The following is a 26498-nucleotide window of genomic DNA, read 5'->3' as shown; positions in this document are numbered from 1 at the left end:
GTGCGGCTCCTTACTCGGGAATAACGGCGATCACATCGATTTCCATCAACCACTGTGGCTGGCCGAGGGCCGACACCACCAGCCCGGTGGAAATCGGGAACACGCCCTTTAGCCATTTGCCGACTTCCTGGTACACCGGTTCGCGGTAGCGCGGGTCGATCAGGTAGGTGGTGGTCTTGACGATGTGCGACAGGTCGCTGCCGGCCTCTTCCAGCAGCTGCTTGACGTTTTTCATGGCTTGCTCGGCCTGGGCGCGCGGGTCGCCAAGGCCGATCAGATTGCCCTCGAAATCCGTGCCCACCTGGCCGCGCACGTACACGGTGTTGCCGGCGCGCACGGCCTGGCACAGGTCGTTGTCCAGGCTCTGGTTAGGGTAGGTTTCCTTGGTGTTGAACATGCGGATGCGAGTGTGAGTAGGCATCAGAAAAACTCCGGGAATAAAGGGATCAGGCACTGACAGGCGAGGGACGAACCACCGGGGCGGCTTCGCGGTATTCAAGGTATTGACGCTGGATCGCGATGTGGTCGGCCACATACTTGGCGTCATGCCAAACGCCCCAGATAAACGACGAACCCCGGCGCGATTGCCACGGCAAGCCGAGGAAGTAGATCCCCGCTTCACTGGACACGCCACGCTGGTGCTGGGGCTTGCCGGCTCCGTCGAAGGCGGCGACCTTCAACCAGCTGTAGTCCACGGCAAACCCGGTGGCCCAGATGATCGAGGTGACGCCGGCCTGGGCCAGGTCCAGGTCCAGGATCGGATTTTTGATGCAGTCCGCATCGGGGAACACGCGACGGGCCTCGGGCTCCAGCGGCAGGTCAACGCCGTTGCGCTCGATATAGGCGTCGGCCGCATCCAACAGGGCCAGGTAGTTTTCATCGCCGCGTGCCAGGTTTTCCACCAGGTTTGGTTGAAAGCGGGCGACGCTGCCATCGAACGCTTGCGTGAGGCCGACCAAGGTCATGCCTTGCTGGGCCAGCTCACGGAAGTCGATGGTCTTGCCGCCGTGTGCACCGCTGACCGCGATGGTCACGTGCTCGCGGCCGGGTTTCATGGCCGCCTGGTCCCACTCGCCCAGCACCCCCAGCCACCAGCAAAAGTCGCGGTTGCGATAGGCGCGAGGCGGGCGGTCATGGGCGCCGACCGAGAGGTACACCTGGCGCCCGGCGCGCTGCAACTCATCGGCGATCTGCACGCCAGAGGAACCCGCGCCCACCACCAGCACGGCGCCGGCCGGCAGTTGTGCGGGGTTGCGATAGTCGGCGGAGTGGATCTGGTGCAATGCCGCGTTTTGCGGCGCGATGGCCGGAATCACCGGTTTCTGGAACGGCCCGGTAGCGGCGACCACACGGTTGGCCTCGATCACGCCTTCGCTGGTGTGCACGGTAAAGCCAGGGCGACCGACATTACGCACCACCGACAGCACCTCCACGCCGGTACGGATCGGCGCGTTGAACTTGCGGGCATAGGCTTCGAAGTAATCCGCCACACGCTCTTTCGGCGCAAACCCATCCGCAGCGACCGTGTCGAATTCCAACCCCGGAAAGCGGTCATGCCAGGCCGGCCCATTGGCCACCAGCGAATCCCAACGCCCGGTGCGCCAGCGCTCGGCAATACGGCTGCGCTCCAGCACCAGGTGGGGCACACCTTGCTTGCTCAAATGCTCGCTCATGGCCACGCCAGCTTGGCCGGCGCCCACCACCAGCGTGTCTGTTTTTGTTATTGCTTCAGTCATGTCTCTGTCCTTGCGTAATGCAGTTGGATTCAGCGTTTGCATGACTTCAAGGCTAGGGGGAGGGGGGTTATAAATAAAATATTATTAAGCTGGGAAGTGAGCATAAATATCGGATGCAGAGCTCATCTAGAACTCCCCGGAATACTTCACCGCCGCCGCCGCCCGCGACGGTACATCCAGCGTGCGCAGCAGCGACGACACATGGATACGCACGGTAAACGGCGAGATATCCAGGGCCTTGGCGATTTCCTTGTTGGTCTTGCCCTGGGCGATCAAGCGCAGCACGTCCTGCTGGCGGGCGGTGAGGGTGTGGGTGTCCAGTGGCAGCAGGCCGGAGGGGGCGAATTTGACCAGTACTTCGCCTTCGCGGATGGCCAGCAGCGCCTGGCCGATCTCGTCGGGGGCGATGTTCTTGCCGATGAAGCCGTCTGCGCCCAGGGCCATTACCTGATCGATCAACGCCGGGTCATCCACCATCGACACCACGATCAACGTGGTGCGCCGCAGTTGCTGGCGCAGGTCGACCAATTGGCTCATGCAGGTCAGGCCGGGGAAGCGCAGGTCGAGGATCAGGGTGTCGACCTCGCCGCTTTCGCGGATCAGCGCGAGTACCCCGTCGAGGTCGCCGGCTTCCTGCACCACGGCGTCCGGCAGCAAGCGCTGCACGGTGCGCAGCATGGCTTCGCGAAACATCGGATGGTCGTCGGCGATGATGATGCGGCCGGTCATGTGGGTGCTCCTTCCTGGGGCAAAGCTGTGCGGTTGCATGCTACCTTATCACCGCGTCCGAGGCCTGCCTGTGACGCAAGTTGGATTTGTTGATTGCCGCACAAGGACGTAACCCCATGAGTCTTGAGACCAACTCCGAACTCGACCAGGCCAACCTGCGCATTGTGGTTGCCTCCATCGCTATCGTTTACATCAGCGTGTTGGGCTTTCTGCCCGGACAGTCGGTGGACACTTACCTGCCGGTGATCCTGTATATCTTCCTGTTCCTGCTGGCCTCCATTGTGTTGCGTCAAGTCATCGCCCGATGGCCAGGACACTACCCGGCGCGGCGGATTTTCGGGATGCTTCACGACTACACCGGCACCTCGTTTGGCATGGTAGTCGGTGGCGAGGCAGCACTGCCGTTGTATGCGGTGATGGTGTGGGTCAACCTCGGCAATGGCATGCGCTACGGCTCGCGATACCTGGCGATTGCCACGGCGTTGGCGTTGCTCGCGCTGTTGATCGTGTACCGCCTCACGCCGGTGTGGCAGGCGCAACCTTTCATGGTGTTGATGCTGATGATCACCAGCACAGTGATCCCGGTGTACGCGCATATCCTGCTGGAGCGCACGCGCAAGGCGTCCGAGCAAGCCATCGCCGCCAACCTGGAAAAATCCCGTTTCCTCGCCCAGGCCAGCCACGATCTGCGCCAGCCGATCCACTCCATCGGCCTGTTCACCGCGTGCCTGCGCGAAGCCCGGTTGGGCGATGAAGAGCGGCGGCTGGTGGACAACATCGACCGGTCGCTGCTGAACGTGTCGCAACTGTTCCGCTCGATTCTCGACCTCTACACCCTCGATAACGGCCGTCTGCTGCCCAAATACCAGGCGGTGCACCTGGGCGAGTTCCTTGCCGATCTGGTGCGGCAGAACGCCGAGGCCGCACGTTGGGCGGGCGTGGAGCTGCGTCTGCGGCCGTGTGCGCACTGGGTGTTGGTTGACCCGGCGCTGTTGGCGACCATGGTGCAGAACGTGCTGTCCAACTGCTTCAAATATGGCGCACAGCGTCCGGTGCTGATCGGCGTGCGTATCCGCGACGGCGGCTTGGCGGTGGAGATTCATGACCGGGGGCGGGGGATTGCCGAGGAGCATCTGTCAAAGGTCTTCGAGGAGTTTTATCGGGTACGCCACCTGCGTGACAAAGACGTCGAAGGCGTGGGCCTCGGGCTGTCCATCGTCAAGCGCCTGGGGCAGTTGATGGGCGTGCACGTGAGCCTGCGCTCACGGGTGGGCCGTGGCACTTCCGTGAGCCTGTATGGCCTCACCCTGGCCACCGCGCCGCGTGCAACAGCACCGCGCGACGACACGCGCCAGGCCGGGTTGCTCACCGGTTTGAAGGTATGCCTGGTCGAAGATGACCACAACGTGCTGCTCGCCACCCAGGCGCTGCTGGAGCGCTGGGGGTGCGAGGTGCAGGCGGAGTCTTCGGGGCGTGATCTGGTCAGTGACTGCGACATCATCGTCGCCGACTACGACCTGGGTAACCACGCCACCGGCATCGAATGCATCGACGCCCTGCGCGAACAACGTGGCTGGGCGGTGCCGGCGCTGATCCTCACCGGGCACGATGTGGAGAAAATCCAGGCCGCGTTGCACGACCGTCAGATCGCCATTCTCTCCAAGCCTGTGCGCCCCGCGGAACTGCGCGGTGTTCTGCGGGAACTGAGTCAGGAGGCGGTTACTGGGTAAAGCCCTGAAGTGGGTTGCCGCGTGCGCCTTTGGGCTGGCAGTAGGCGGCAGGTTTCATCATGCCGAAGCTGGCCACGGCAAACATGCCGCCGCTGGCACCGCTGGGCACCGAGCAATTGTACTCGCCGGATGCTGCGCTGGCGACGTAGTAGGTGGTCATCGAGTCGCTGCGCACGTTGGAGATACGTTTGACCGGTTCGCCCAGGTTGGTTTCCGACAGCGTCTTGAGATGGTCTTCAGTAGGCTTGATATTGCTGCAGCCGGCCACGCCAATGATCAAGGCGCCCAGCAGGGTGAGACGGGTAACGGAGGATTGCAGTTTCATGGTGCTTCTTCCTTGGGGTTGTTATGGTTTTTCCAGCGCACAACGCGCCCACGCGCAAGGGATGCACGGTGCCGGGAGAGCGTTGGAAGTGCCGGGGAATATAGCGCCGCAAGGGAGAAGGGTCGATTAGCACAAGTGTGCTAATGGCACGATGATTTCATGGAGGAGGCGTGAAATGCTGGAGATAAAACGGGCGACCCCAGGGGACGCCCAAGTGGCGTTCGACATCCGCTTGCAGGCCATTCGCAGCCAATGCATCGGCGCTTATACGCGTGAGCAAATGCTGTTGTGGACGCGGGGTAAGGCCGAGGATGGTTACAGCGCGCTGATGAATAAACCGTTTTACCTGGGATGGCTGAACGGTGAGGCGGTCGTCACTGGAATGCTTGACCTGGACAACAATGAAGTAGGCGCCCTGTTCGTATTGCCCGAGTGCAGCGGTCGCAGATATGGCAAGGCGATGCTCGACCACCTTGAGACAGTGGCGCGGGAGCTGGCGATTGAAACCGTGGTGCTGGATGCGACGCTGAATGCGGCGAGTTTTTATCGGGCGTGTGGGTATGTGGGGGATGAACAGGCGGTTTATCACTCACCGTCGGGGTTGACGTTGGCGTGTATCCCGATGACAAAACAACTGATCCCTTGACACCACTCGTCATTGACGCGCAAACGCTACGCGCAACCGCTCAATCACTCGATGCACGGTGTCTCCCTGGATGTGTGGTGGCGTGGGACTTTCGCCAAACTCACGCCATACAAACAACGTCAACTCAGCGCCATCGGTCAATGTTTGCGCCAGTCCCTGTTTGCCAAAACCCTGCAGCAGCCGATAGCGCTCGTCCCGCCAAAACGCTTCCTCCACCCAGTCGTACACCGGGATGAAATGAAAATGCAGCGGGAACCCCGGCATGTGCCCGTAACGGCTGATGTACAGCCATTTCGGTTTCAGCTGCGCTTCCATCACCCGCTGAGTCTTCGCCAGCAACCCACCTAATTCGGCGAGCGCCGCTTCCGGCATGTCGGCCAGGGAGTGGATCGGCGCCTTGGCGCCCAACATCAGGTAGCCGGGCAATGCTGAGGCCAGGTGGTGGTTGAGCAGCCAGTGTTCGGTTTCGTGAAGGATGTACGCGGGGTCGATGTGCATAAGCGAATCCAGGGGAACGTTGCGAGCAGGATACCTGTATCCCAAAAAAGCGTTTGATCTGTGCCTATCGCCCGTTGCTTCAGATGAATAGCCTCAAGCCTCGCTAACCAACCTTCGAGCTCATGATGGAACTCACTGCCGTCCCCTTTGGCACTACCGACTGGTCCACTGTCGAACCCGTGATTCATCCGGGCGTTATCGGCAAGGCGTTATGGCGCACCTGCCACTTCGGCACCACCCGGGTGCGCATGGTCGAATATACCCCAGGCTACCTGGCGGATCACTGGTGCTGGAGAGGGCACATTCTGTTGTGTCTTGAAGGCGAGTTGCACACTGAATTGGAAGACGGCCGTCAGTTCACCCTGACGGCCGGAATGAGTTATCAGGTGGGCAATGACATGGAAGGCCATCGCTCATCGACGAGTATTGGCGCGAAGCTGTTTATTGTGGATTGAGGCGCACGATCAACTTGCCGAAATTGCGCCCTTCCAGCAGTCCGATAAACGCCTCGGGTGCCTGGGCCAGTCCGTCGACAACATCCTCGCGCCATTTGAGTTTGCCTTCAGCGATCCACTGCGCAGCTTCTTTCAAGAATATGTCCTGTTGCTGATCGACAAATTCGGTCTGGATAAATCCGCGCACGGTCAGGCTCTTGGCGAGGATGTCATGCATTGTTGCGGGCAATCGGTCGATCGTTGCTTCTTGAAGGGCGCCATCGTTGTAATGGGCGATCAGACCGCACACGGGTATCCGTGCAAAACCATTGAGTAGCGGTCGCACGGCGTCCCAGACTGGCCCGGCGACGTTTTCAAAGTACACGTCGATACCCTTGGGGCACGCCTTGGCCAGCTGTTCGGCAAAGTCCGGGGCGCGGTGGTCTATGACTGCATCAAAGCCCAGTTCGTCCTTCACGAATGTGCACTTGTCCACTCCACCGGCAATGCCCACGGCGCGTGCACCGTGCAGGCGAGCGATCTGGCCGACCACTGAGCCGACTGCACCGCTCGCCGCTGCGACGACGACCGTGTCGCCGGGTTTGGGCTTGCCGATATTGAGCAGGCCGGCATAGGCCGTGAACCCCGGCATGCCCAGCACGCCGAGGGCGGTGGTCAGCGGTGCGATGCCTGGGTCCAGGCGGCGCAGGTCTTGCCCCTCAGACAACGCGAAGCGCTGCCAGCCGGCGTAGGCCAAGACGAAATCGCCTTCGTGCCAATCGGCATGACGTGAGTGTTTGATACGCGCCACGGTGCCACCGACCATCACTTCACCGATGCCCACCGGCTCGGCATACGATTTGGCGGCACTCATGCGCCAACGCATGTAGGGGTCGAGAGACAGGTAAAGGTTTTCCAGCAGCACCTGTCCATCGACCGGCTCTGGGATGGGTGCGTATTCGAGGCGCAAATCGCTGGTCTTCGGTCGGCCATCGGGACGAGCGGCCAATACGATGCGTGGGTTCCGGGTGTTATCCATGATGTGTCTACTCACTGATTGAACAGGCTGAGCAGCGTAGTCATACGGTGGGTATCAAGGTAGGCTGATAGCAGTTGATTCAGAGTTATGCCAAACATGATATCCGACGCGTTTGAACCCTATTTGCTGCGTACTTTTGTTGCGGTGTGTCATCACGGCAGCCTCAGTGGCGCTGCGCAACAGGCGGGCAGGGCACAATCGGCGCTAAGCGCGCAGATTCGCCGGCTGGAGGAGTTGCTCGGTCAACGCCTGCTGCGTCGCACCGGGCGTGGTGTAGTGCCGACCACTGAGGGCGAATTGTTGCTCAGCTATGCCACACGCATTCTGGCACTCGGCGAAACGGTGGCGACACGCTTGAAGGAACGTACGGTGATGGGCACGGTGCGCGTCGGCCTGTCGGAGGACATCGCCGTCTCAGCGTTGCCGGCTGCCCTGGGCCGTTTACGCCGGGCCAGCCCCCACGTGCACCTGGACATCACCGTGGACCACGGCGATGCCCTCGCTGAACGCTGGCACGATGGTTTGCTCGACGTGGCCGTCGGCGTGAGCTCGGTATTTGCCGCCGACCCCGTGCATACCTGGAACATGCCGCTGTATTGGGTGTGTGGGATCGATGATGAGATCGACCCGACGTCGGCGTTGGATGTGATCGTGTATGCCGAACCCTGCGCGTGGCGGCGCCTGATGTTCGACGCGTTGTTGGCCGCCGGCCGCGATTTTCGCGTGACCGTCACCAGCCCGAATATCGGCGTGATCATGGCTGCCGTGGAAAGCGGCCTGGGCGTCGCATTACTGCCGGCAGAAAATATTCGCCCGGACACCCTGCGTGTGATCTCGCTGGGCCCCAGCGGCAGTCAGGCCTTGAGCGTCAATTACGGATTGTTCGCGGTACCACGTCAAACCAACAGTATTCGCGCAACGGTCGACCTGCTCAGCGAGAGTTTTCACCTGATGACGCAGCCAAGGCCAGGTGGCCTGATCCCTTGCGATACACCCCACCCAACTCCCGCGCCAACCCAATGAAGTTCTGCAACGGCGCCGACGGATTGAACGTGCGTCGCACCAGCGTGATCGGCGCCAGCAGCTTGGGCCGTGCGTCTTTGATCCGGCAATACACCACGCTTTCGCGGTGCACATCGCGCATCGACGCCGGGACCACCGAGATGCCTTCGCCGGCGGCTACCAGGCTGACGTTGGTGAGCATGCGTTCCACTTCAAAGGCGATTTTCGGTTCGAAACCAGCGTTCTGGCAGGCCTTGATCAGGTTCGCGTACATCCCCGGTGCGCCAGGGCGACGTACCAGGATGAAGCGTTCATCCTTGAGGGCTGCGAGGGGAATGGCGCTGGCGAGTGTGTTCAGCAGCGGGTGGCCGATGGGCAGGGTCAGCAGCATTTCTTCATTGAGCAGGCGATGGAACGTCAGGCTCTGGTGCGTACTGACCGGCGCGCGCAGGATGCCGATGTCGATGCGTTTTTCGACACTGTCTTCGGTCACTTCGCGGGCGCTGCCTTCGTTGATCGACAACTCCACGCCGGGGTAGCGCTCGCGGTAGGCACGGATGATCCGAGGGATCAGCGGATGGGCGGCGGCGGAGCTGGTAAAACCGATGACCAGCGTGCCTTCGATGCCCTGGGCGGCGCGGGAGGCTTTGAGCGAACCCTGTTCGACACGGGCGAGGATGATCCGCGCTTCATCGAGGAACACCAGGCCGCCGGCGGTGAGGTCGACGCCCTTGGGGTGGCGCTTGAACAGGTCGAAACCCAGCTCGGTTTCGAGGGCGCGGATCTGTTGGCTGAGGGGCGGTTGTTGCATGTTCAGGCGCGCGGCGGCACGGGTGAAATGTCGCTCTTCAGCCACCATGATGAAATAGCGTAAATGGCGAAGTTCCATGGTGGTATATCCCGTGACAAGACTTTATTATTTGCGGCCGGCAGCGACCGTGGCGCCCAATATGCCCAAAGCGGCAAGGGGCGACAATAACAATAAATAAAAACAGGCTGGAGTACCGATGCCGACCCGATACGCCAAGAACGGAACCCTGCCTATTCTGATTGCCATCGTACTTGGCATGATGTTGGGCCTGGTTTATCCGAACCTGGCGATTGAGATGAAAGTGCTCAGCGACGCCTTTATCAAGATGGTCGGCTGGTTGATGCCCTTCCTGTTGTTTGTGCTGGTGTCCACCGGGGTCGCGGGTATCAAGCGCGAGCCTCATCACCGCCATGTTGTGCGGCGGATCATTGTGTATTTCCAATTGATGTCCTGTGCTGCGCTGATGCTCGGCATGGCCACCGGCTGGGTGTTCAACCTGGAACACAGCGTGTTGCCGACGCCACCTGTACTGCCGGAAAACTTCTTGCATGAGCTGTCGCTGCTGTCGGCTTCCTCGACGTTGTACCGCGTGTTTACCCAAAGCCTGGTCTTGCAAGTGATGTTTGCTGCGATGGTCTGCGGGCTGCTGCTGGGGCGGGGCAGTGCGCTCGGCAATCGCTGCCTGGGCTGGCTGGAAACGGCGGTGCAAGGGCTGTTCTACGTGCTGCGGATTATTCTCACGTTTGCCCCGTTGGCAGCGTTTGGGGCGATGGCCTTCGTGGTGGGTAAATACGGCGTGAGTTCAGTATTGCCCCTGCTGAAGTTTGTCGTGGTTATTTATCTGGTCAGTGCGCTGTTTGTGGTTTTAGTGTTCGCCACTATTACGCGTCTGGTCGGGGTGAAGTTATCCCGATTGATTGTGTATTTAAAAGAAGAGTTATTACTGGTGACATTTACCGGCTCTTCGGTCGCCGCACTTCCAGGCTGCGTGAATAAACTTGAGGCGCTGGGCTGCGACCGGCAATTAGTGCGCCTGGTGTTGACCACCGGCTACACCTTCAATCTGGCCGGCACCAACCTGTACCTCACCACCGCGATCATGTTCCTGGCCCATATGGCCGGGGTCGAGATCGCCTTGCCGGAGTTGCTCGCGGTGCTGGTGATCTGCCTGGTGACGTCGCTGGGCTCTACCAGCGTGGCGGGTTCGGCGTTGTTCACCCTTATCGCCACCTTGAACATCCTGCAACTGGTGCCGCTGGAAGGGGTGGGGCTGCTGCTGGGGGTGGAACGCTTGATGAAGTGCCGCTCGTTGACCAATGTGCTGGGCAACTGCGTGGCGTGCCTGGCGATTTGTGGGTGGCAGCGATCGATTGAGCGTGGGGTGCTGCAACGGGAGCTGTCATGAACTGGCTTTATGTAGTGAGCGGGCTTGCCCCGCGCTGGGCTGCGCAGCAGCCCTAAAACCATTCACCGCATTCATCCAGACCGAATGCAGTGTTTTTAAAGGGCTGCGTCGCAGCCCAGCGCGGGGCAAGCCCGCTCACCACAGTAGGAAACCGCAACATTTGGGACTGGGTGTTAGCCCTTGAGCTTATCGAAGGCCTTATCGAGATTTTCTTCAGCGCCCTTGAGCTTCTCACGCCGCTCTTTCAACCATTGCTGATCGCCTTCCAACGTCTTGCGCGCCTCCACCAGCATGCGCTTGACCTCCTGCGGCTGTGGCCCGCCCGTGCCTTTGCGGGTCTGCACCATGGTGGTTGGCGACAGCGCCGCACGGAAGCCGGCCTCGTCCAGCGGCAAGGTATTGGGCGTCCACTTGTACTTGTCTGCCGCCTGGCGATACAGCTTCTGCGCGTCGGCGTAGGGGAAGGTTTTCGGCGTGGTGCCGTTGCTGCGCGCTTCGGTGACGATCAGCGAGGCAAAGCTATGGCCAATCCGGAACGGCACCTTGAACTGGCGCTCCAGGGTGTCGGCCAGCTCCATTGAGGTGGTCCACTCCGATTCCAGTTCTTCCAATGCGCGCTGCGGGTTGATCTGCAGCGCGTCGAGCACGGCATCCATGCTGTCGAACATTTCCTGGGTGGAACGGAACACGCCCAGGGAATCGAACGCGAATTTGTAGTCGGTCATGCCGGTGGTGACGTTGTGCGCGCGCAAGGTCACCGTCTGGGCCAGGCCGACCACATCCGAGGCGGTCTCGCGGGCTCGCATCAGCAGGCCTGGGTTGCGTTTTTGCGGCATGGCGCTGCTGGTGTAAGTGGCTTCTTCATCCAGCAGCAGCCACGGGCGGATCTGGTGATACTGGGTGTGGATGTCGCCAATCATGGCGCCCACGCGAACCGCCGATGACGACGCCAGGTTGGCCGCCTCGATTGGGATGTCATAGGTCGACACCTGGCTGGAATCCAACGAATTCTCACGCACGCCATCAAAGCCCAGCAACTCGGCCAAGCGCTCGCGGTTCAGCGGGTAGGCCGAATTGGCCAGCACGGCGGTGCCCATCGGGCTTTTGTTCAGGCGTGTGTACAGCTCGCGGATGCGCTGGCCGTCACGGTCGAACGCGGCCTCAAAGGCCAGCAGGTAATGCGCATAGCTGATCGGCATCGCCTGCACGCCGTTGGTGTAGGCCGGCACCAGGGTATCGACGTTCTTGTCAGCAATGTTCAACAGGCGCAGGCGCGTGGCGTTGAGGGCTTCGCTGTAGGCCAGCACCTGGCTGCGCAGGGCGGCCAGGCGGTAAGTGGCGAGCATGTCCTGGCGACTGCGGCCGGAATGGATCAGCGAGGCCTCGGGACCGATCTTGTCGGTCATGATTTTTTCCAGTTGCAGCACATCGCTCGGGCGCGTGCCGCCGGGCTGGTCGGCCTGGGCGATCGCATAACGCACGCCGCCAGCGATCTTCTGGCCCATCTCGGGTTTCACAATGCCTTCTTCGGTGAGCATCACGATCGAGGCTTTGTTGATGCGGTTGAGCCAGGCGAATTGAGTCTGGGTGGGATCGCCTTTGGCTTTGCGCTCGGTTTGCGCACTGTCCGGTGTGGCGCCGACTTTTGCCGCCTGGGCGGCGCATTGTTCGGTGGTGGTGCAGGGCAGCTCGCCGGTGTTGGCCGCGTAGGCGCCAACGCTGTTGAACAGGGCGAAAGCCACCGCCAGGTGCAGCAGGCTTTTAAGGGCGCGGGGGGATGTGTTCACAGGAATACCCGATTTATTGTTGGAATTGTGAGCCGTCAGGCTATCGAGTCTGTTTTCAGATTGAAAATATATAGTAAGTGTCGATGGCAGAGCTTTTAGGTATGGATACCGCATTGGATTGAATGCGCTAGCCCTGTAATGCTGTTCAGGCTTTGAAGTCTGTCTTCACAATGCTTGTGCTATACCGTTCATTTTCTGCGGAACCCTTTATGCGCCAGGATCAACTCGACGGGCTGGTGACCTTCGTCTGCGTCGCTGAATATGCCAGCTTTTCGGCCGCCGCCGTGCGCCTGGGTGTGTCGCCGTCGGCGGTCAGCCAAGTCATTCGCAACCTGGAGCGGCGCCTGGGCGTTGCGTTATTCAATCGCACCACCCGCAGTGTCAGCCTCACGGAAGCAGGTCTGGGCTTCCTGGCCAAGGTACAACCGGCGGTCAGCGCCTTGACGGCTGCGGCCCTGGAAGTCGGTGACAGCAGCGGCTCACCCTCAGGCTTGCTGCGTCTCAACGTGCCGCGCGCCGCGTACATGACCGTGCTGCAACCGGTGCTCGCGGCATTTCTGCAGGTGCACCCGCAGATTGACCTCGAACTGACGATGGAAAATGCCCTGGTGGACATCGTGCGCCTGGGCTATGACGCCGGTATCCGTTTTGGCGATTTCGTCGAGCAGGATATGGTCGCGGTCAAGGTCGGCCCCACTCTGCGCATGCGTGTGATCGCATCACCGGCCTACCTGGCCCGGCACGACGCACCGCAGCACCCCAGCGAATTGCTCCAGCACAACTGCATCACGTTTCGTGCGTCCAGCGGCGTGGTCGAGCGCTGGGACTTCGCCAGGGGCCTGGAAACCCTGCAACTGCCGGTGCGCGGGCGGATGATCGTCAACGACTCGTCGGCCCTGGTGCAAAGCGTGCTGGATGGCCTGGGCATCGGCTACATGATCAGTGGCCACATCGACCCCTTTATCGCCCGTGGTGAACTGGTCAGCCTGTTCGAGGACTGGTGCCCGGCCTTGCCCGGCTTCACCCTGTATTACTCCGACCGCCGTCGCGTGAGCCGCAAGCTGCGCGCACTGATCGACTTTCTGCGCGAGCCGTCCAGCCTCGCGCCGTCGCCACCACTGCAAGTACTTTAGTAAGTTTGCCTTCATAGCCTATGCGGGCTGGCGACGTTCTGTGCCGCGCGGCGTGGCATTGACCTTTTGTTTTGGCACCTATGCGGCGCAAGTGGCCGAAGTCAGTGTGGAGGCGGGCCAGGTGCGGGTGCACAAAGTCACCTGCGTGGTGGACTGCGGCCGAGCCATCGTGCCCGACAGCGTGGTCGCGCAGATGCAGGGGGGGCAATCTTCGGCCTGACGGCGGCGTTGTTCGGCAACATCACCTTCAAGGACGGGCGAGTGGAACAAGCCAATTTCGACAGCTACCGCCTGCTGCGGATGAATGAAGCGCCGCTGATCGACACGTACCTGCTGGACAGCGAGGAAACGCCGGGCGGGATTGGCGAGGTGTCGACGGTGACGATTGCCCCGGCGGTGGTGAACGCGGTGTTTGCGGCGACGGGTAAGCGCGTGCGCCGGTTGCCTATTGTTGTGTGACTGATTCAAGCAGGGCTTTGTGGAGGGCAGGTTGGCCTGTGGTGAGCGGGCTTCTGTGGTGAGCGGGCTTGCCCCGCGCTGGGCCGCGAAGCTGCCCTAAACCGGTTGCCGCGTTATACCTGAATGAACGCGGTGATCTTACTTGGGGCCGCTCCGCAGCCCAGCGCGGGGCAAGCCCGCTCACCACAAACAAGCCCGCGGACCACAGGCAAGTCTGCTCACCACCACAGCCTGCCCATCACAGAGCCTCATGCCTCAATGCATCTTGCTGTGGTCCATCCCATCTACGCCACGGGCCGGGGCCTTCACTTCAATTGCCTGCTTTTCGCCCTTGGCATTTTGTACGGTGAGGGTCAGCGGTACTTGGTCGCCTTCTTTGATCTGCCCAGTCAGGCCCATCAGCATCACGTGGTAGCCGTTGGGGTCGAGGGTCACGGCCTTGCCGGCAGGCAGGGCTACCGAGTCCACCGGGCCCATGCGCATGACGTCGTCCTTCATGCTCATTTCATGGATCTGCACGTCCTTGGCCACCGGCGAGGCCACGCTCAGCAGTTTGCTGTCAGTGTCGGCGGTGACGGTCATGAACGCGCCGCTGGACGGCTGGCCCGGCACGGTGGCGCGTACCCAGGCGTCGGTGACTTGCACCTGGGCGCTGGCGTGGGCGGCGAGGCCCAGCAGGGTCATGCCGATGAGGGTGCGTTTGAGGTGTTGAACGGCAGTCATTAGCAGACCTCCATGACGGTGAGCAGGTCTTCTGCGCACTCTTTAGCGGTAAGGGATGCCTGCAGGCCCAGGCGCAGGTTGCCACGGGTGTCGAACACGAAACTGGTGGCGGTGTGGGACAGGGTGTAGGTGTCGCCGGCGGGGATCTTTTCATAAAAGATCCCGAACTCCTTGGCGGCCACGGCGATTTCTTCCGGGGTGCCGTACAGCGCTTCGAAGCTCGGATCGAAAGCCTTGACGTACTTGTCGAGAATCTCGGGGGTGTCGCGTTCCGGGTCCAGGGTGATGAACACCACTTGCATGATTTCGCCGTCGCGGCCCATCAGCTTCTTGGCCTGCGCAGCGCGCGCCAGGGTGGTCGGGCACACGGCCGGGCATTGGGTGAAACCGAAGAACACCACCGGCATCAGGCCACGGAACGAGCTCAAGGTGACGGTTTCGCCGTCGGTGTTCTTGAGCTTGAAGGTACGGCCCATGATTTTGTCGCTCAGGTCCTTGCCGTACTTGAAGTTCAGCTTGGGGCTGTAGTCACAGCCGCCCAGCAGGCTGCCCAGGCCCAGCAGGCCCATTCCGGTCAGCACTTTGCGGCGGGTGAATAAGGTACTCATCAACTGTGCATCCTGTGAAACGCCTGCATTGCTCTGGATCAATACGTCAGGCTTTGAGGGCGCCCAGTCTACCAACCCTGGGAAGTGCACGTAATCTGCGACGTTCTGCCACAGGGGCCTGCGACACTTCATCCTTGAGCGGCTCTGGTGGTAGAGTCGCCGCCATGAAATTGAGCCACCCCGACCGTTCCCTGATTGCCTGGGCCCTGTACTTCTGCGTGCTGATGAACCTGTTCGTCTGCGGTTTGGGGCATGGGCAGATGATGGGCCAGGAGCTGAATGGCATCGGCGGGGCGTTCTGTTCGGTGGACGGCAAGCCAGCGCCACTTTCCGACAAAGGGTTGGGCAGCCCGTCTTCCAGCAACATCTCGAACTACTTTGCCTGCCCGGTCTGCAACGCCTTGACGGTCGCCCTGGTGTTTTTGGTCGGCTTGGCCTGGTTGCTCGGCCTGGGACAAACCCCGCGCCCGGCCCACGAACGGCGCAACAAGGCGCCGCCGCGCTATTCCTGGCCGTCGGCCAACCCCCGCGCTTCCCCCGCATTCTGACGTATGCCTTGGGCCTCCCGTGATCGGGAGGCATTCCCTCGTCATGACAGTGAGTGCGTTTCATGAACCACCTGTTGCCCGCAGGCGCCAGCCGCCTGGTCAGCAAGGCGTCCCGCCGCCTGCACGCGGAACCGACGCTGCCTGAATACCCAAGTAATTCGCGCAACTTCGTGCACCTGGATGCGCGGTTGTTGCCGTATTGGCACACCCTGTTCGATATCTGCCCGGCGCTGCTCAAGCTGGATCCGCCTGAAGGATTGAACCTGTTCCGCAGCTTCATGACCTGGGCTTATCGCCATCGGCCGCCGTTGGATTGGACCTATCACCTGAATGTCTGCCGTTGGCTGCTGGGCTCGCCGTATCGGGCGCAGATCGACGACGAACCGATCGAGGCGTTCATGGCGGCGGCTGCCGCGCGCTGGGTCAATACGGACGCAAGCCAGGCCCAGGGAGTGGCCCTGGCCTGGCAGGCGTCACGGGTTGTCGATTGGAAAGACCCCCGCTTTTTCGGGGCCGAACCGCAGGCGTTACCGCCGTCTCCCTGGGATTTCGCCTGGTGCCCGTTAAAGGCGTCGGGTGGTTTCAGTGGGTGGTCGTCGGTGCCTTGAGGTGCTGTCGGATCCATTGCTCGACGTCTGTCACCGCAATGCGCTGCCCGGCATTGAAGGTCACGGCGGGGTCCCAGGCCACGCCGTTGCCCTGGGCGAATACGGCGCGGTACTTCTTCAGGTTGTCGTCGGGGGCCTGGGCCAATTCTGCCAGCAACCTCGGTACCGACCAGGCTTCGCGCTGGAGTTGCAGGCCGAGGGTGGCGTCCACGGTGTCCGCCAATTGCCCATAAGTCAGGGTGTCGCCGGCGGTGAACACCACCTGATTGTTCAGCGCCGGTTCGGCCAGCACGATGCGCGCGGTCAACCGGCCGATATCCTCCGGTGTGGTGACCGTGACGGCGGTGTCCCAGTCGCCCAGGGCATGCACGCGGTTTTGCGCCAGGTCGACTACGCCAAATGACGGCTCGAACAGAAAACTGGTGAACATGCCGGTGGAGATGATCAGCCATTGCGTGGCCTGTTGCCCGCGCAGCAGGTCGCGCACATCCAGTTGTTCGTCGAACGTGTCTTGCGGGCTGCCACGACCGATCACGTCGTAGTCCACACCGAATTGCCACGGCACATAGCGCTGCACGCCGCCTTCAATGGCCGCGCGTGCCAGCTTGCGTTGGGTGCCGGGGCCGGCGGCGAAACCGGTGCAGCAGATCACAGTGTGGAAAGGCGCAAACCGTTCGGCGAGCGCACCTTGGCTATCGTTCTGTAGATCACCGGCGACCAGTTCAATACCGCGCTCACGCAGGGTGTTGGCCGCCGCCGAGTGCAGGCTGGCGGGGCGCAGCAGTACAGCGATGCGTGTGGTGCGGGGTTCGGCCAGCTCGGCCAGTGCGTGCAACACGGCCATGCCCAGTTCGCCGGCACCGAGTACCAGGAGAGAAGAGGGGGTCATAGGAGGCTCCGTCTGTGTGGAAAGTCGTGGCATGCTTGCAGAATTAATCGCTGCGCATAAGAAGGCACACCCGTGATACCGAGGCTCTCCCATGGATAACGACGAGATCATCCGCCGCTCGCAAGCCGCCTGCGACGCCCTCAGCGCCGACGACGATGGCCTCAAGCGCGAGGTGCTGACCCACGCGGGAAACCGCTGGTCCTTGGGCATCGTGCATGTGTTGGGGGTGAGCGGGCGCCTGCGTCACGCCGAGATCGGCCGGCGCATGCAGGGCGTGACCCAACGCATGCTGACCCGCACTTTGCGCCAGCTGGAACGTGACGGTTTAGTGCTGCGCCATGACTTTCGCGAAGTACCGCCCAGGGTTGAATATGAGCTGTCGAGCCTGGGCACGGAACTGCTGGTGCATATGATCCCGCTGTGGACCTGGGTGGTGGAGAAGGGCGATGAATTCCGCCGTGCGCGTGAGCGGTTTGATCACGCCTGATCAGGCAAACAGCCGCGTCTTGAGAAAGTCGATAAACACGCGCAACTTGGGCGACGGGTGCCGGCTCGATGGCCACATCATGCGAAAGCTGCCACGCTCGGTGCAGTCGTGCAGCACCTGCACCAACTCGCCGCTTTCGAGCCATTCACGTATGGCAAAGTCAGGCAAGTAAGCAAGGCCAATGCCCTGGCGCGCAAAGCACACCCTGGCTTCAAGGTTGTTGCAGATCATCGCGGCGGGCAACTGCATGTCCAGCTCGACGCCGTCCTGGCGCAGCGGCCAGCGCTGCAACTTGCCGGTATTGGGGAAGCGGAACAGGATGCAGCTGTGCGCGGCCAGGTCACTCGGTTGCCCAGGCGTGCCTCGGCTGGCGAGGTAGGCAGGGGCTGCCACGACGATCATCCGGTAGTCCCCGACCAGCCGTGAACTCAAGCGCGAGTCCGGCGCCTCACCGCTGCGCAGCACCGCGTCGTAGCCTTCTTCCACCACGTCCACGCGGCGGTCGGTGAAGCTCAGGTCCAACTCGACGTCGGGATAGTCCTTCTTGAAGTCGGCCAGTACCGGCAGAAACGGATGACCCACCAGCGGCAGGCTGACCTTGAGACGGCCACGGGGTGCCTGGCTGACCTGAGACAACTCCGCCTCGGCTTCCTCGATCTCCAGCAGGATGCGCCGGCTGCGCTCCAGGAACAGTTCGCCCTCGGCGGTCAGGGTCACGCTGCGCGTACTGCGGTGAAACAGCCGGACGCCCAGGCGCTCCTCCAGCCGCGCCACGCTTTTGCCGACCGCCGATGCAGTGATGCCCAGCACACGCCCGGCGCCGACAAAACTGTGGGTGTGCGCGACCTGCACAAAGGCATTCAGGGTGGTGAGGCTGTCCATCGATGCACCGAATGGCGACGGGAAGTGCCGCTACCCTAGCGCAATTGCCGGCATTGCGGAATGAAAGCTCCGCAGACACAGGAACTGCCCCCTACTTAATCCCGTGAAGCGCGGTTCTTATCCTTGCGCCAAATCCTTCACGAGAGACTTGAACATGACCGACATGATGCAGCGCTGGGAAATCCCGAGCTTTGGTCTTCACACCTTGCACCTGGCCCGCGTGCCGCGACCGGTCGCCAAGGCCGGGGAAGTGCTGGTGCGCGTTGCGGCGGTATCGCTCAACTACCGTGATGCCGAAGTGGCGGAAAACGGCATGGGCGCCAGCCTGCAATTTCCCTTCACCCCGGCCTCGGACATGACGGGCACGGTGGTGGCGGTGGGCGAGGGCGTGCAACGCTTCAAAGTGGGCGACCAGGTGCTGTCGAGCTTCTTTGCCGGCTGGGTCGATGGCCAGCCCTTGTCCTGGGCCGAGGCACCACCGCAAGGCGGTCCGATCCCCGGCATGCTCGCCGAATACGTGGCCACACCCGCCGAGTGGTGCGTACTGGCGCCACGCTCGCTGAGCGCTGCTCAAGCCAGCACCTTGCCCGTGGCGGGGTTGACGGCCTGGATGGCCCTGGTTGAACTCGGCCACCTGCACGCCGGCCAGACCGTCGTGGTGCAAGGCACCGGCGGCGTGTCGCTGTTTGCCGTGCAACTGGCGGCGGCCCACGGCGCCCGCGTGATCATCACCAGCAGCAGCGATGACAAAATTGCGCGTGCCGTTGAGTTGGGCGCGACCCATGGCATCCACCGTGGGCGCGTGCCGGACTGGCACACCGCGGTGCTGGAGCTCACCGGCGGACGCGGCGCCGAGCATGTGCTGGAAATGGCCGGCGGCGACAACCTGGCGCGCTCACTGCAAGCGGTGGCCAACGGCGGGCGTATCTCGGTGATCGGCTTGCTGGAGAGTGACCAGTTGAGCGCGCCGCTGATGAGCCTGCTGGCCAAGCGCGCATCCATCGTCGGCGTGGCCGTGGGCCCGCGCCGCGGCCTTGAAGACCTGATCCGCAGGGTGGATCGACACACCCTTGCCCCGGTGATCGACCACACCTACCGGTTTACCGAGGTGCCTCAAGCCTTCGCCCATTTGCAGCGTGGCGCTTTCGGCAAAGTGGTGATCGAGGTCAGCCCGTGATCTACCTCATTCTTGGGTTGTTCGGCCTGTACACGTTGGAGTTTGGCGTGGTGGGCATTTTGCCGATGATCGTCGAGCGTTTCGGTATCAGCGTGTCCCAGGCGGGGTGGTTGATGGGCTTGTTTGCGTTGATCGTCGCGGTGCTGGGGCCGTTCCTGGTGTTGCTGGCCTCGCGGCTGGCGCGCAAGAAGATCCTGGTGGGGGCATTGCTGGGGTTCTCGGTGTGCAGTGTGTTGTCGGCGTTCGCGCCGAACTTCGAAACGCTGATGGCGCTGCGCGTGATCCCGGCCATGCTGCACCCGGTGTTTTTTGCTGCGGCATTTTCCACGGCGGTCTCGCTGTACCCCAAGGAGCGCGCGGCCCATGCCACGGCCCTGGCGGTAGTGGGTACCACCCTCGGGCTGGTGCTGGGCGTGCCGTTGACCACCTGGGTGGGCGCGCGTATTTCCTATGAAGCCTCGTTCTACTTCTGTGCACTGGCGACGGCAGTGGCGGCGTTGGGTGTGTGGATCAAACTGCCCGATCATGCGCGCGCGGCGCCGTTGAGTTTCGGCAAGCAACTGGCCGTGCTGCGCAGCCTCTCGGTGTGGCTGGCGATCATTGCCACCGTGCTGGTATTTAGCACGATGTTTTCGGTGTACAGCTACGCCGCCGAATACCTCAAGACCCAGGTCGGCATGGACGGCCAGACCATCAGCCTGATGCTGGTGATCTTTGGCATCGGCGGTGTGGTCGGTAATCTGCTGGTGGGGCGTGTGCTCAGTCGACACCTGGTGGTGACGGCCGTGGGGTATCCCGTGGTGTTGGCAGTGGCGTACCTGGTGTTGTATGGCTTTGGCAGCCTGTCGTGGGTGTCGATGAGTGTGATCGTGTTGCTCTGGGGCGCGGCGCACACCTGCGGCCTGGTCGTCACGCAAGTCTGGCTCACGTCTTCGGCACCCCAGGCGCATGAGTTCGCGACCAGCCTTTACGTGTCGTCGGCGAATGCCGGCGTGGTGATCGGCGCGTCCATGGGCGGTCTGTTCATCAATGCCTTCGGCACCACCGGGGTGATTGGCTGCGGGTTGGTCTTTGCCGGGTTGTCGCTGCTGGTGATTGCCTGGAAGGCCCTGGCATTCAGCGATGCCAAGGGCCTGCCTGCACGGGCGTGATCAGCGCAAGGTATACCCGCCGTCCACCACCCAGTCCTGGCCGAATACGCTGCGTGCGCCTTGGCTCAGCTGGAACAGGATCACATCGGCCACCGCGCCGGGCTCCAGGAACTGCCCGTCGAGCAGCCGTGCGTTGACGGTCTTCGCCACGGAGCCGAGTGTCTCGTCATTGAGCCCCAGCGTGCTCCAGATCGGGGTGGCGGTCGGGCCGGGCGAGACCATGTTCAGCCGAATGCCGTGGGGCGCCAGCTCCACCGCAAGGGTGCGAACCTGGGCCCGCAGCGCGGCTTTTGAGGCAATGTAGGCGGCCAATCCGGGAAAGGTCACCTGCTCCAGGAACGTCCCGATGAACACGACCGACGCCTGCGCTGCCAACTGCCCGCGCAAGGCGCCCAGGGTGTTCAGCGCGCCGGCCCCGTTGATCGCCCATTGTCGGTCAAACGCCGCCAGGTCGAGCCCGTCGGCCAGTTGTGCAATCCCCGCGTTTGGCACCAGGCAATCCACTGGGCCGATCGATGCTGCCAATTGCGCCAGGCGTGCCAGGTCGGCAGCCTTGGTCACATCCCCGCTGAGCCACGACAACTGCTCGCCAAACGTCTCGGCCAGCTCGCCAAGCTCACCCCATTGACGCGACATCGCCACCACCTTCGCACCGCGTTCGAGCAGGCGCTGGGTCACGGCCAGGCCGATACCGGAACTGGCGCCGGTGACGACGGCAAGGCGTTGGTTGAATTCATTGCTCATGGTGATCTCTCTGTGGGTGTCGAAGATTAACTTCACACCTATCAGGAACCATGCCAGTTAATAACTTCAGATAAATCAATTAGATAGTAAGTATCAGGTCATTTTGACCGCAACGTTTTGTAGTCGCAATGACGAGCTGTAGTCGTTATGACTCGACGACGCTGAGCGGCACGCGGGTTTTCAGCACGGCCTTGTGGTCGGCGAGCACTTCCGGCAGGGAGCTGCGCAGGTATTCCACCCAGGTCTTGATCTTGGCATCCAGGTAATGCCGGGAAGGGTAGATGGCGTACAGGCTGAGTTCTTCCAGGCGGTAGTCGGGCAGTACGCGGACCAGGCTGCCGCTGCGCAGTCCTTTGATCGCGGCGTGCACCGGCAGAATGCCGATACCCATGTCATTGCTGATCGCGGTCTTCATCGCGTCGACCGAGTCCACCAGGAACGGCGAGTGGGTGATGATGACGTTTTCCTTGCCGTTGGGACCGTCGAACGTCCAGTCCTCCAGGGGGATCACGGGGCTGACCAGGCGCAGGCAGGCGTGGTCGAGCAGGTCCTTGGGAACTTGCGCGATGCCGTGGTTTTTCACGTAGGAAGGCGATGCGCAGACGATGCTGTAGGTCGTCCCGAGTTTTTGCGAAACATGGCTGGAGTCCGGCAAGTCGATGGCCAGCACGATGGACACGTCGAAACCTTCATGCACCAGGTCGGGCGTACGGTTGCTCATGCTCAGGTTGAAGGTCACGTCCGGGTAGTGTTGGCGGTAACGGGCGATGGCGTCCACGACGTAATGCTGGCCGATGCCCGTCATCGAATGCACCTTGAGCTGGCCGATAGGACGGGTGTGGGCATCGCCGGCTTCCACTTCGGCTTCTTCGATCGAATGCAGGATCTGCTCGCATCGCAGCAGGTAGCGTTGCCCGGATTCGGTGAGGGCAATGCGGCGCGTGGTGCGATTGAACAGGCGCGTGCGCAGGTGGGCCTCCAGGTTGGAGATCGAGCGCGAAACGTGGGTGGTGTTGGTCTTCAGGCGCAAGGCCGCGCTGGTGAAACTGCCGGCTTCGGCGACGCAACGGAAGATGCGCATGTTCTGCAGAATGTCCATCGGGGCTTACCAGGGATGACGAGTTTTTCCAGTGTGACATGAAGACGCGGGGCGCTGTAAACGCTATTTATTGTGGAGTTTTGCGTAACAGTCATTCACGTTCTGGATGACTTACCGACCCTGGCACAACTGCCTAAAGTCGCCGGCCTTGTGTGCCAGCCAGCTTGTCGGGAGTCGTCTTTTCGTGCCATCACTCACTGATTTTTCGCGCTGGCTGACAGCGCTGCCCTGGCGTCGGGGTTTCCTGGAATGGGCGCGCACCGATGGGGTGATGTGGGTCTACCTGTTCAAGGTGCTGATCGCGTCGTACCTCGCGCTGTGGCTGGCGATGCGCCTGGAATTGCCGCAGCCCAGCACCGCGATTACCACGGTGTTTATCGTGATGCAGCCGTTCAGCGGGCATGTCCTGGCCAAGAGCGTTTATCGCGTAATCGGCACCTTGGTGGGGTCGGCGTTCATGGTGTTGTTGATGGCCCTGTTTGCCCAAAGCACCGAGCTGTTCCTGAGTGGCCTGGCGTTGTGGGTGGGCGTGTGTTCGTGTGGTGCGGCGCGCAATCGTCACTTTCGTGCCTATGGGTTTGTGTTGGCGGGGTACACGGCGGTCATGGTCGGCTTGCCGGTGGTGGGGCATCCGGAGCTGGTGTTCATGGCGGCGGTCTGGCGCGTGCTGGAAATTACCCTCGGCGTGCTGTGCGCCACCTTGGTCAGCGCAACGCTGTTGCCCAATACGGCAGGCGCCGCCCTGCGCAATACCCTCTATCAGCGCTTCGGCCGCTTCGCCGCATTTGTGCTGAGTGGGCTGCGCGGCAGCCACGATCAGGCGGCATTCGAGGCCACCAACCTGCGCTTCATTGCCGAAGCGGTGGGCCTGGAAGGGTTGCGCAGCGTCAGCGTGTTCGAAGACCCTGCACTGCGCCGACGCAAGGGCCGGCTTGATCGCCTCAATGTCGAGTTCATGGCCATCACCACACGCTTCAATGCCCTGCATCAGTTGCTGGACCGCTTGCAGGTGCGCGGTGCCACGGCAGTGCTGAACGCCGTCGACCCAGGCCTGGTTGCGTTGGTCAAGGTGCTGGAACCGTTCGCCGGCCAGGTACTGACGGACCTGGATGCGGCGCACCTGTCGGCACGGCTGCAACGCTACACGCAGGGGTTGCCGATGCAGATCCGTCACCTGCGCGCCGAGCTGTTGCGCGCCCATCCCCACGCCGACGATTGGCTGGACTTTCACACAGCGTGCGAGCTGCTCTATCGCTTCGCCGACGAGTTGCACCGCTACGCCCAGACCCATGCATCCCTGGCCGACCATCACCCCGTGCGTGAGCGCTGGGCCGAGCCTTTCCAACCCCAGACCAATTGGCTGGCGGCGGTGGCGGCAGGCCTGCGTGCAGCGCTGGTATTGCTGGTGTTGTGTGCCCTGTGGATCGCCACCGCCTGGCCCAGCGGCGCGGCAATGACCCTGGTGTCTGCGCTGACGGTGGGGCTGTCGGCATTCTCCACCAACCCCCGGCGGATGTCGTTCCAGATTGCCTGCGGGACGCTGGCAGCGGCGGTGATCGGCATTTTCGAAGTGTTCTTCGTCTACCCGCAGATCGATGGGTTCCCCTTGCTGTGCCTGGTGATTGCGCCGGTGATCATGCTCGGTTCGTTTCTGCTGGCCAAGCCGCAATGGGCGGGCTACGGCCTGGGCATGCTGGTGTTTTTCGGCACCAGTTCGATACCCGGCAACCCCACGCTCTACAACCCTTATGGCCTGATCAACGACTACCTCGCCATGGTGTTTGGCATGCTGGTGTGCGCGGCAGCCGGGGCGATCATCCTGCCGCCCAACAGTCCGTGGTTGTGGCGTCGGCTGGAACAGGACCTGCGCCGCCGCGTCGTGTTCGCCATCAACGCGCCTTTGCCGGCGCTGGGCTCAGGCTTCGAAAGCGGCACGCGTGATCTCTTGAACCAGGCCCATGGCTTGTCGGCCGGCCAGCCCCAGGTGCAACACCGCCTGCTGCGCTGGACCTTTGTGGTGCTGGACGTGGGCCACGCGATTATCGAACTGCGCCGCGAACAGGCGCAGCTGCCGACGCTGGCCTGCTACGCCGAGTCCACCGCTTGGCGCCAAGCGGTACGCGCCATGGGGCAGGCGTTGGTTCGCCTGTTCCTGAAGCCGGAGCATAAGCCATGGCGGCGTGCATTGGCCGCCGTGGAACAGGCGATCGAGTGTGTGCAGCACAGCGTAGAACCCTTCGAGGCGCACTTCGAAACCTCGGCGTTGCGCCGGGTGGAAAGCTATCTGCATTTCATCCGCACCTCGCTGCTGGATACACGCTCGCCGTTCGCCGGATTGTTACCCAAACTGAAAAAGTGATTGGCAGTTTTGCCGGCTTTTTCCCTGTGCCCCAACCCTATACCGTGCGCGCTCCCGCTGAATGCCGCAGCACCTGGCCGACAAAAAAACAGGGCGCCGGCGGGATCGCCTCAATCACTTCTCGGAGCCTTCATGAACCACAAGACTTGCCTGGCGCTCGCCGTCTCCCTCGGCGCCGCGCAGCAGGCGGCTGCGTCAGGTTTTATCGACGACAGCAAAGCCAGCCTCGACCTGCGCAATTTCTATTACAACCAGGACACCCGCAACGCCAAGGCCGCCTCGGACAAGGAGTGGGGCCAGGCCTTCATGTTCAATTACCAGTCGGGTTTCACCGAGGGCACGGTCGGCCTGGGCGTGGATCTGCAAGAGTGGTACGGCCTACGCCTGGACGCTTCGGGCCGGGCGGGCAAGGCCGGCGCAGACAACACCCCCGGCAGCGTCTTCCCGCTGGACGATGGCAAGGCCGCCCATGACTTCAGCAAGACCGGCGTCACCGGCAAGATGCGGATCGCCCAGACCCAACTCAAGGCCGGCAGCCTGATGCCCAAGCTGCCCATCCTGACCACCGAAGACGGTCGCCTGTTGCCTCAGACCTTCCGGGGGTATCAAGTGGAATCCAGGGACTTCAAGGACGTCAACCTGATCGCCGGCAAGATCGAGCAGGTGATGGACCGTAACTCCAGCAATGGCCAAGGCCTTTCGATTGCCGGTGCCAACGACCCCATCAAAGGCAAGGCGAGCAACCAGTTCTATTACGGCGGCGTGGATTACGCCGTCAGCAAGCAGTTGCAGGTGCAGTACTACTACGCGAGCCTCGAGAATTTCTACCAGCAGCATTTCCTCGGTTTGGTGCACAACTGGCAACTGCCGGTGGGTCAGCTCAAGAGCGACCTGCGGTATTTCTACAGCACCGCCGACGGCAAGAATGGCAGCGCTGCCGGGCGCGGCGAAGGTTACGTCAGCTCGGGTTACTACGGGACGGGCGTCAATGCGGGCAAGGTCGACAACCGCCTGTGGAGCGCGATGTTCACCTATGCCTTGAGTGGGCACTCGCTGAGCCTCGGCTACCAGAAAACCAGCGGGCAAAGTGACTTCCCGCACATCAACCAGGGCCAGGGCCGCTCCCTGTACCTGATCACCAATTCCCAGTCGCTGAAGTTCGTGAATGCCGGTGAGCAGGCCACCGTTGGCAGCTACGCCTATGACTTTGCCAGCCTTGGCGTGCCGGGACTGCGCTCCAGCGTGACCTACCTGCACGGCAGCCATATCCGCACCGCGAGCCGCGACAATAGTGAATGGGAGCGCGACTTGCGCCTGGATTACGTGATCCCCACCGGCACCTTGAAAGGCCTGGGATTTACCTGGCGCAGCGCGGTACTGCGCGGTAACGACACGGCCGACAAGGACGAGACACGGTTGATCGTCAGCTACAGCATCCCGTTGCTCTAGCGCAGTGGAGTAGGCAAAAAGCGTGGGATTGGACCTGGGT

Annotated in this window: 29 protein-coding genes; 15 read left to right on the top strand and 14 right to left on the bottom strand. The window is 62.2% G+C overall.

What is annotated here, in order from left to right; translation table 11 throughout:
- Window positions 1–10 precede the first annotated feature (10 nt).
- The 3 genes from OZ428_RS19460 to OZ428_RS19450 all read right to left on the bottom strand — a co-directional run bounded on the left by OZ428_RS19460 (window position 11) and on the right by OZ428_RS19450 (window position 2465).
- A complete protein-coding gene (locus OZ428_RS19460; protein WP_016969085.1) occupies window positions 11–421 on the bottom strand; it encodes a RidA family protein in 411 nt (136 codons plus the stop codon).
- A 25-nt stretch (window positions 422–446) separates the two neighbouring features.
- A complete protein-coding gene (locus OZ428_RS19455; protein ID WP_442964806.1) occupies window positions 447–1778 on the bottom strand; it encodes a flavin-containing monooxygenase in 1332 nt (443 codons plus the stop codon).
- 84 nt (window positions 1779–1862) lie between these two features.
- Entirely contained in the window at window positions 1863–2465 is a 603-nt protein-coding gene (locus tag OZ428_RS19450; RefSeq protein ID WP_061448834.1) for a LuxR C-terminal-related transcriptional regulator, read from the bottom strand.
- A 116-nt stretch (window positions 2466–2581) separates the two neighbouring features.
- Here OZ428_RS19450 and OZ428_RS19445 point away from each other — a divergent pair, with 116 nt between their 5' ends.
- Window positions 2582–4195, top strand: a complete 1614-nt coding sequence (locus OZ428_RS19445; RefSeq protein ID WP_177077762.1) for an ATP-binding response regulator — start codon at window positions 2582–2584, stop codon at window positions 4193–4195.
- Here OZ428_RS19445 and OZ428_RS19440 read toward each other — a convergent pair.
- Entirely contained in the window at window positions 4185–4520 is a 336-nt protein-coding gene (locus OZ428_RS19440; RefSeq protein WP_033896666.1) for a hypothetical protein, read from the bottom strand. The two genes, OZ428_RS19445 and OZ428_RS19440, sit on opposite strands and share 11 nt — an antisense overlap.
- A 175-nt stretch (window positions 4521–4695) precedes the next feature.
- Between OZ428_RS19440 and OZ428_RS19435 the strand changes: the two genes are divergently transcribed.
- On the top strand, window positions 4696–5166 hold the full coding sequence (locus tag OZ428_RS19435) for a GNAT family N-acetyltransferase (RefSeq protein WP_269130959.1): 471 nt from the start codon (window positions 4696–4698) through the stop codon (window positions 5164–5166).
- A 9-nt stretch (window positions 5167–5175) separates the two neighbouring features.
- On the opposite strand, the gene OZ428_RS19430 is transcribed toward OZ428_RS19435, so the two are convergent.
- The gene (locus OZ428_RS19430) at window positions 5176–5664 is read right to left on the bottom strand and encodes an HIT family protein (protein ID WP_269130958.1); all 489 of its coding nucleotides are present in this window, start codon (window positions 5662–5664) and stop codon (window positions 5176–5178) included.
- A 125-nt stretch (window positions 5665–5789) separates the two neighbouring features.
- On the opposite strand from OZ428_RS19430, the gene OZ428_RS19425 reads away from it, so the two are divergent.
- Entirely contained in the window at window positions 5790–6119 is a 330-nt protein-coding gene (locus OZ428_RS19425) for a DHCW motif cupin fold protein (RefSeq protein ID WP_016976107.1), read from the top strand.
- Here the strand turns inward: OZ428_RS19425 and OZ428_RS19420 are convergent.
- Window positions 6106–7137: an NADP-dependent oxidoreductase gene (locus OZ428_RS19420; RefSeq protein WP_269130957.1), complete on the bottom strand. Its 1032-nt coding sequence runs from the start codon at window positions 7135–7137 to the stop codon at window positions 6106–6108. The genes OZ428_RS19425 and OZ428_RS19420 overlap by 14 nt on opposite strands.
- Before the next feature lie 87 nt (window positions 7138–7224).
- Here OZ428_RS19420 and OZ428_RS19415 point away from each other — a divergent pair, with 87 nt between their 5' ends.
- Window positions 7225–8160 (top strand): LysR family transcriptional regulator, encoded by a 936-nt coding sequence (locus OZ428_RS19415; protein ID WP_269130956.1) that lies wholly within the window; start codon window positions 7225–7227, stop codon window positions 8158–8160.
- Here OZ428_RS19415 and OZ428_RS19410 read toward each other — a convergent pair.
- Window positions 8069–9028 carry a LysR substrate-binding domain-containing protein gene (locus tag OZ428_RS19410; protein ID WP_269130955.1) on the bottom strand — a complete coding sequence of 320 codons (960 nt, stop codon included), beginning with the start codon at window positions 9026–9028 and terminating at the stop codon, window positions 8069–8071. The genes OZ428_RS19415 and OZ428_RS19410 overlap by 92 nt on opposite strands.
- Before the next feature lie 118 nt (window positions 9029–9146).
- Here OZ428_RS19410 and OZ428_RS19405 point away from each other — a divergent pair, with 118 nt between their 5' ends.
- A complete protein-coding gene (locus OZ428_RS19405; protein WP_269130954.1) occupies window positions 9147–10355 on the top strand; it encodes a cation:dicarboxylate symporter family transporter in 1209 nt (402 codons plus the stop codon).
- A 173-nt stretch (window positions 10356–10528) separates the two neighbouring features.
- On the opposite strand, the gene OZ428_RS19400 is transcribed toward OZ428_RS19405, so the two are convergent.
- Window positions 10529–12142: an argininosuccinate lyase gene (locus OZ428_RS19400; protein WP_269130953.1), complete on the bottom strand. Its 1614-nt coding sequence runs from the start codon at window positions 12140–12142 to the stop codon at window positions 10529–10531.
- Between the two features lie 209 nt (window positions 12143–12351).
- Between OZ428_RS19400 and OZ428_RS19395 the strand changes: the two genes are divergently transcribed.
- From OZ428_RS19395 to OZ428_RS19385, 3 genes are read left to right on the top strand one after another with little or no spacing between them, the layout of a single operon-like run.
- Entirely contained in the window at window positions 12352–13275 is a 924-nt protein-coding gene (locus OZ428_RS19395; RefSeq protein WP_269130952.1) for a LysR family transcriptional regulator, read from the top strand.
- 52 nt (window positions 13276–13327) lie between these two features.
- A complete protein-coding gene (locus OZ428_RS19390) occupies window positions 13328–13495 on the top strand; it encodes a molybdopterin cofactor-binding domain-containing protein (RefSeq protein WP_269130951.1) in 168 nt (55 codons plus the stop codon).
- Window positions 13496–13503: 8 nt separating this feature from the next.
- Entirely contained in the window at window positions 13504–13734 is a 231-nt protein-coding gene (locus tag OZ428_RS19385) for a xanthine dehydrogenase family protein molybdopterin-binding subunit (RefSeq protein WP_016976101.1), read from the top strand.
- Between the two features lie 255 nt (window positions 13735–13989).
- Here OZ428_RS19385 and OZ428_RS19380 read toward each other — a convergent pair whose 3' ends face one another.
- Window positions 13990–14457 (bottom strand): copper chaperone PCu(A)C, encoded by a 468-nt coding sequence (locus tag OZ428_RS19380; RefSeq protein WP_033896646.1) that lies wholly within the window; start codon window positions 14455–14457, stop codon window positions 13990–13992.
- The gene (locus tag OZ428_RS19375; RefSeq protein WP_016976099.1) at window positions 14457–15065 is read right to left on the bottom strand and encodes an SCO family protein; all 609 of its coding nucleotides are present in this window, start codon (window positions 15063–15065) and stop codon (window positions 14457–14459) included. Before OZ428_RS19375 ends, OZ428_RS19380 begins: the two co-directional genes overlap by 1 nt.
- 164 nt (window positions 15066–15229) lie before the next feature.
- Here OZ428_RS19375 and OZ428_RS19370 point away from each other — a divergent pair, with 164 nt between their 5' ends.
- Both OZ428_RS19370 and OZ428_RS19365 read left to right on the top strand, forming a co-directional pair.
- Complete coding sequence (locus OZ428_RS19370; RefSeq protein WP_033901858.1) at window positions 15230–15613, top strand: DUF2946 domain-containing protein; 384 nt, start codon at window positions 15230–15232, stop codon at window positions 15611–15613.
- A 62-nt stretch (window positions 15614–15675) separates the two neighbouring features.
- Window positions 15676–16221 (top strand): putative natural product biosynthesis protein, encoded by a 546-nt coding sequence (locus tag OZ428_RS19365; RefSeq protein ID WP_269130950.1) that lies wholly within the window; start codon window positions 15676–15678, stop codon window positions 16219–16221.
- On the opposite strand, the gene OZ428_RS19360 is transcribed toward OZ428_RS19365, so the two are convergent.
- A complete protein-coding gene (locus OZ428_RS19360) occupies window positions 16196–17110 on the bottom strand; it encodes an aromatic alcohol reductase (RefSeq protein WP_269130949.1) in 915 nt (304 codons plus the stop codon). The two genes, OZ428_RS19365 and OZ428_RS19360, sit on opposite strands and share 26 nt — an antisense overlap.
- Before the next feature lie 91 nt (window positions 17111–17201).
- Here OZ428_RS19360 and OZ428_RS19355 point away from each other — a divergent pair, with 91 nt between their 5' ends.
- The gene (locus tag OZ428_RS19355) at window positions 17202–17597 is read left to right on the top strand and encodes a winged helix-turn-helix transcriptional regulator (RefSeq protein ID WP_177111421.1); all 396 of its coding nucleotides are present in this window, start codon (window positions 17202–17204) and stop codon (window positions 17595–17597) included.
- Here the strand turns inward: OZ428_RS19355 and OZ428_RS19350 are convergent, their stop codons facing one another.
- The gene (locus OZ428_RS19350) at window positions 17598–18479 is read right to left on the bottom strand and encodes a LysR family transcriptional regulator (RefSeq protein WP_269130948.1); all 882 of its coding nucleotides are present in this window, start codon (window positions 18477–18479) and stop codon (window positions 17598–17600) included.
- Between the two features lie 154 nt (window positions 18480–18633).
- On the opposite strand from OZ428_RS19350, the gene OZ428_RS19345 reads away from it, so the two are divergent.
- Together OZ428_RS19345 and OZ428_RS19340 are read left to right on the top strand one after the other, a co-directional pair.
- Window positions 18634–19656, top strand: a complete 1023-nt coding sequence (locus OZ428_RS19345; protein ID WP_269130947.1) for a zinc-dependent alcohol dehydrogenase family protein — start codon at window positions 18634–18636, stop codon at window positions 19654–19656.
- The gene (locus OZ428_RS19340) at window positions 19653–20807 is read left to right on the top strand and encodes an MFS transporter (RefSeq protein ID WP_269130946.1); all 1155 of its coding nucleotides are present in this window, start codon (window positions 19653–19655) and stop codon (window positions 20805–20807) included. Before OZ428_RS19345 ends, OZ428_RS19340 begins: the two co-directional genes overlap by 4 nt.
- Here OZ428_RS19340 and OZ428_RS19335 read toward each other — a convergent pair whose 3' ends face one another.
- Entirely contained in the window at window positions 20808–21551 is a 744-nt protein-coding gene (locus tag OZ428_RS19335) for an SDR family NAD(P)-dependent oxidoreductase (RefSeq protein WP_269130945.1), read from the bottom strand. It lies immediately after the preceding gene.
- Between the two features lie 145 nt (window positions 21552–21696).
- Complete coding sequence (locus tag OZ428_RS19330) at window positions 21697–22650, bottom strand: LysR family transcriptional regulator (protein ID WP_269130944.1); 954 nt, start codon at window positions 22648–22650, stop codon at window positions 21697–21699.
- 184 nt (window positions 22651–22834) lie between these two features.
- On the opposite strand from OZ428_RS19330, the gene OZ428_RS19325 reads away from it, so the two are divergent.
- Entirely contained in the window at window positions 22835–25009 is a 2175-nt protein-coding gene (locus OZ428_RS19325) for an FUSC family protein (RefSeq protein ID WP_442964805.1), read from the top strand.
- A 132-nt stretch (window positions 25010–25141) separates the two neighbouring features.
- A complete protein-coding gene (locus tag OZ428_RS19320) occupies window positions 25142–26458 on the top strand; it encodes an OprD family porin (RefSeq protein WP_269130943.1) in 1317 nt (438 codons plus the stop codon).
- Window positions 26459–26498 lie beyond the last annotated feature (40 nt).

Source organism: Pseudomonas sp. GXZC, assembly GCF_026967615.1.
Lineage (GTDB): Bacteria > Pseudomonadota > Gammaproteobacteria > Pseudomonadales > Pseudomonadaceae > Aquipseudomonas > Aquipseudomonas azotoformans_A.
Note: the sequence above shows the minus strand (reverse complement) of the source record. Positions and strands in the feature narration are given on the sequence as shown.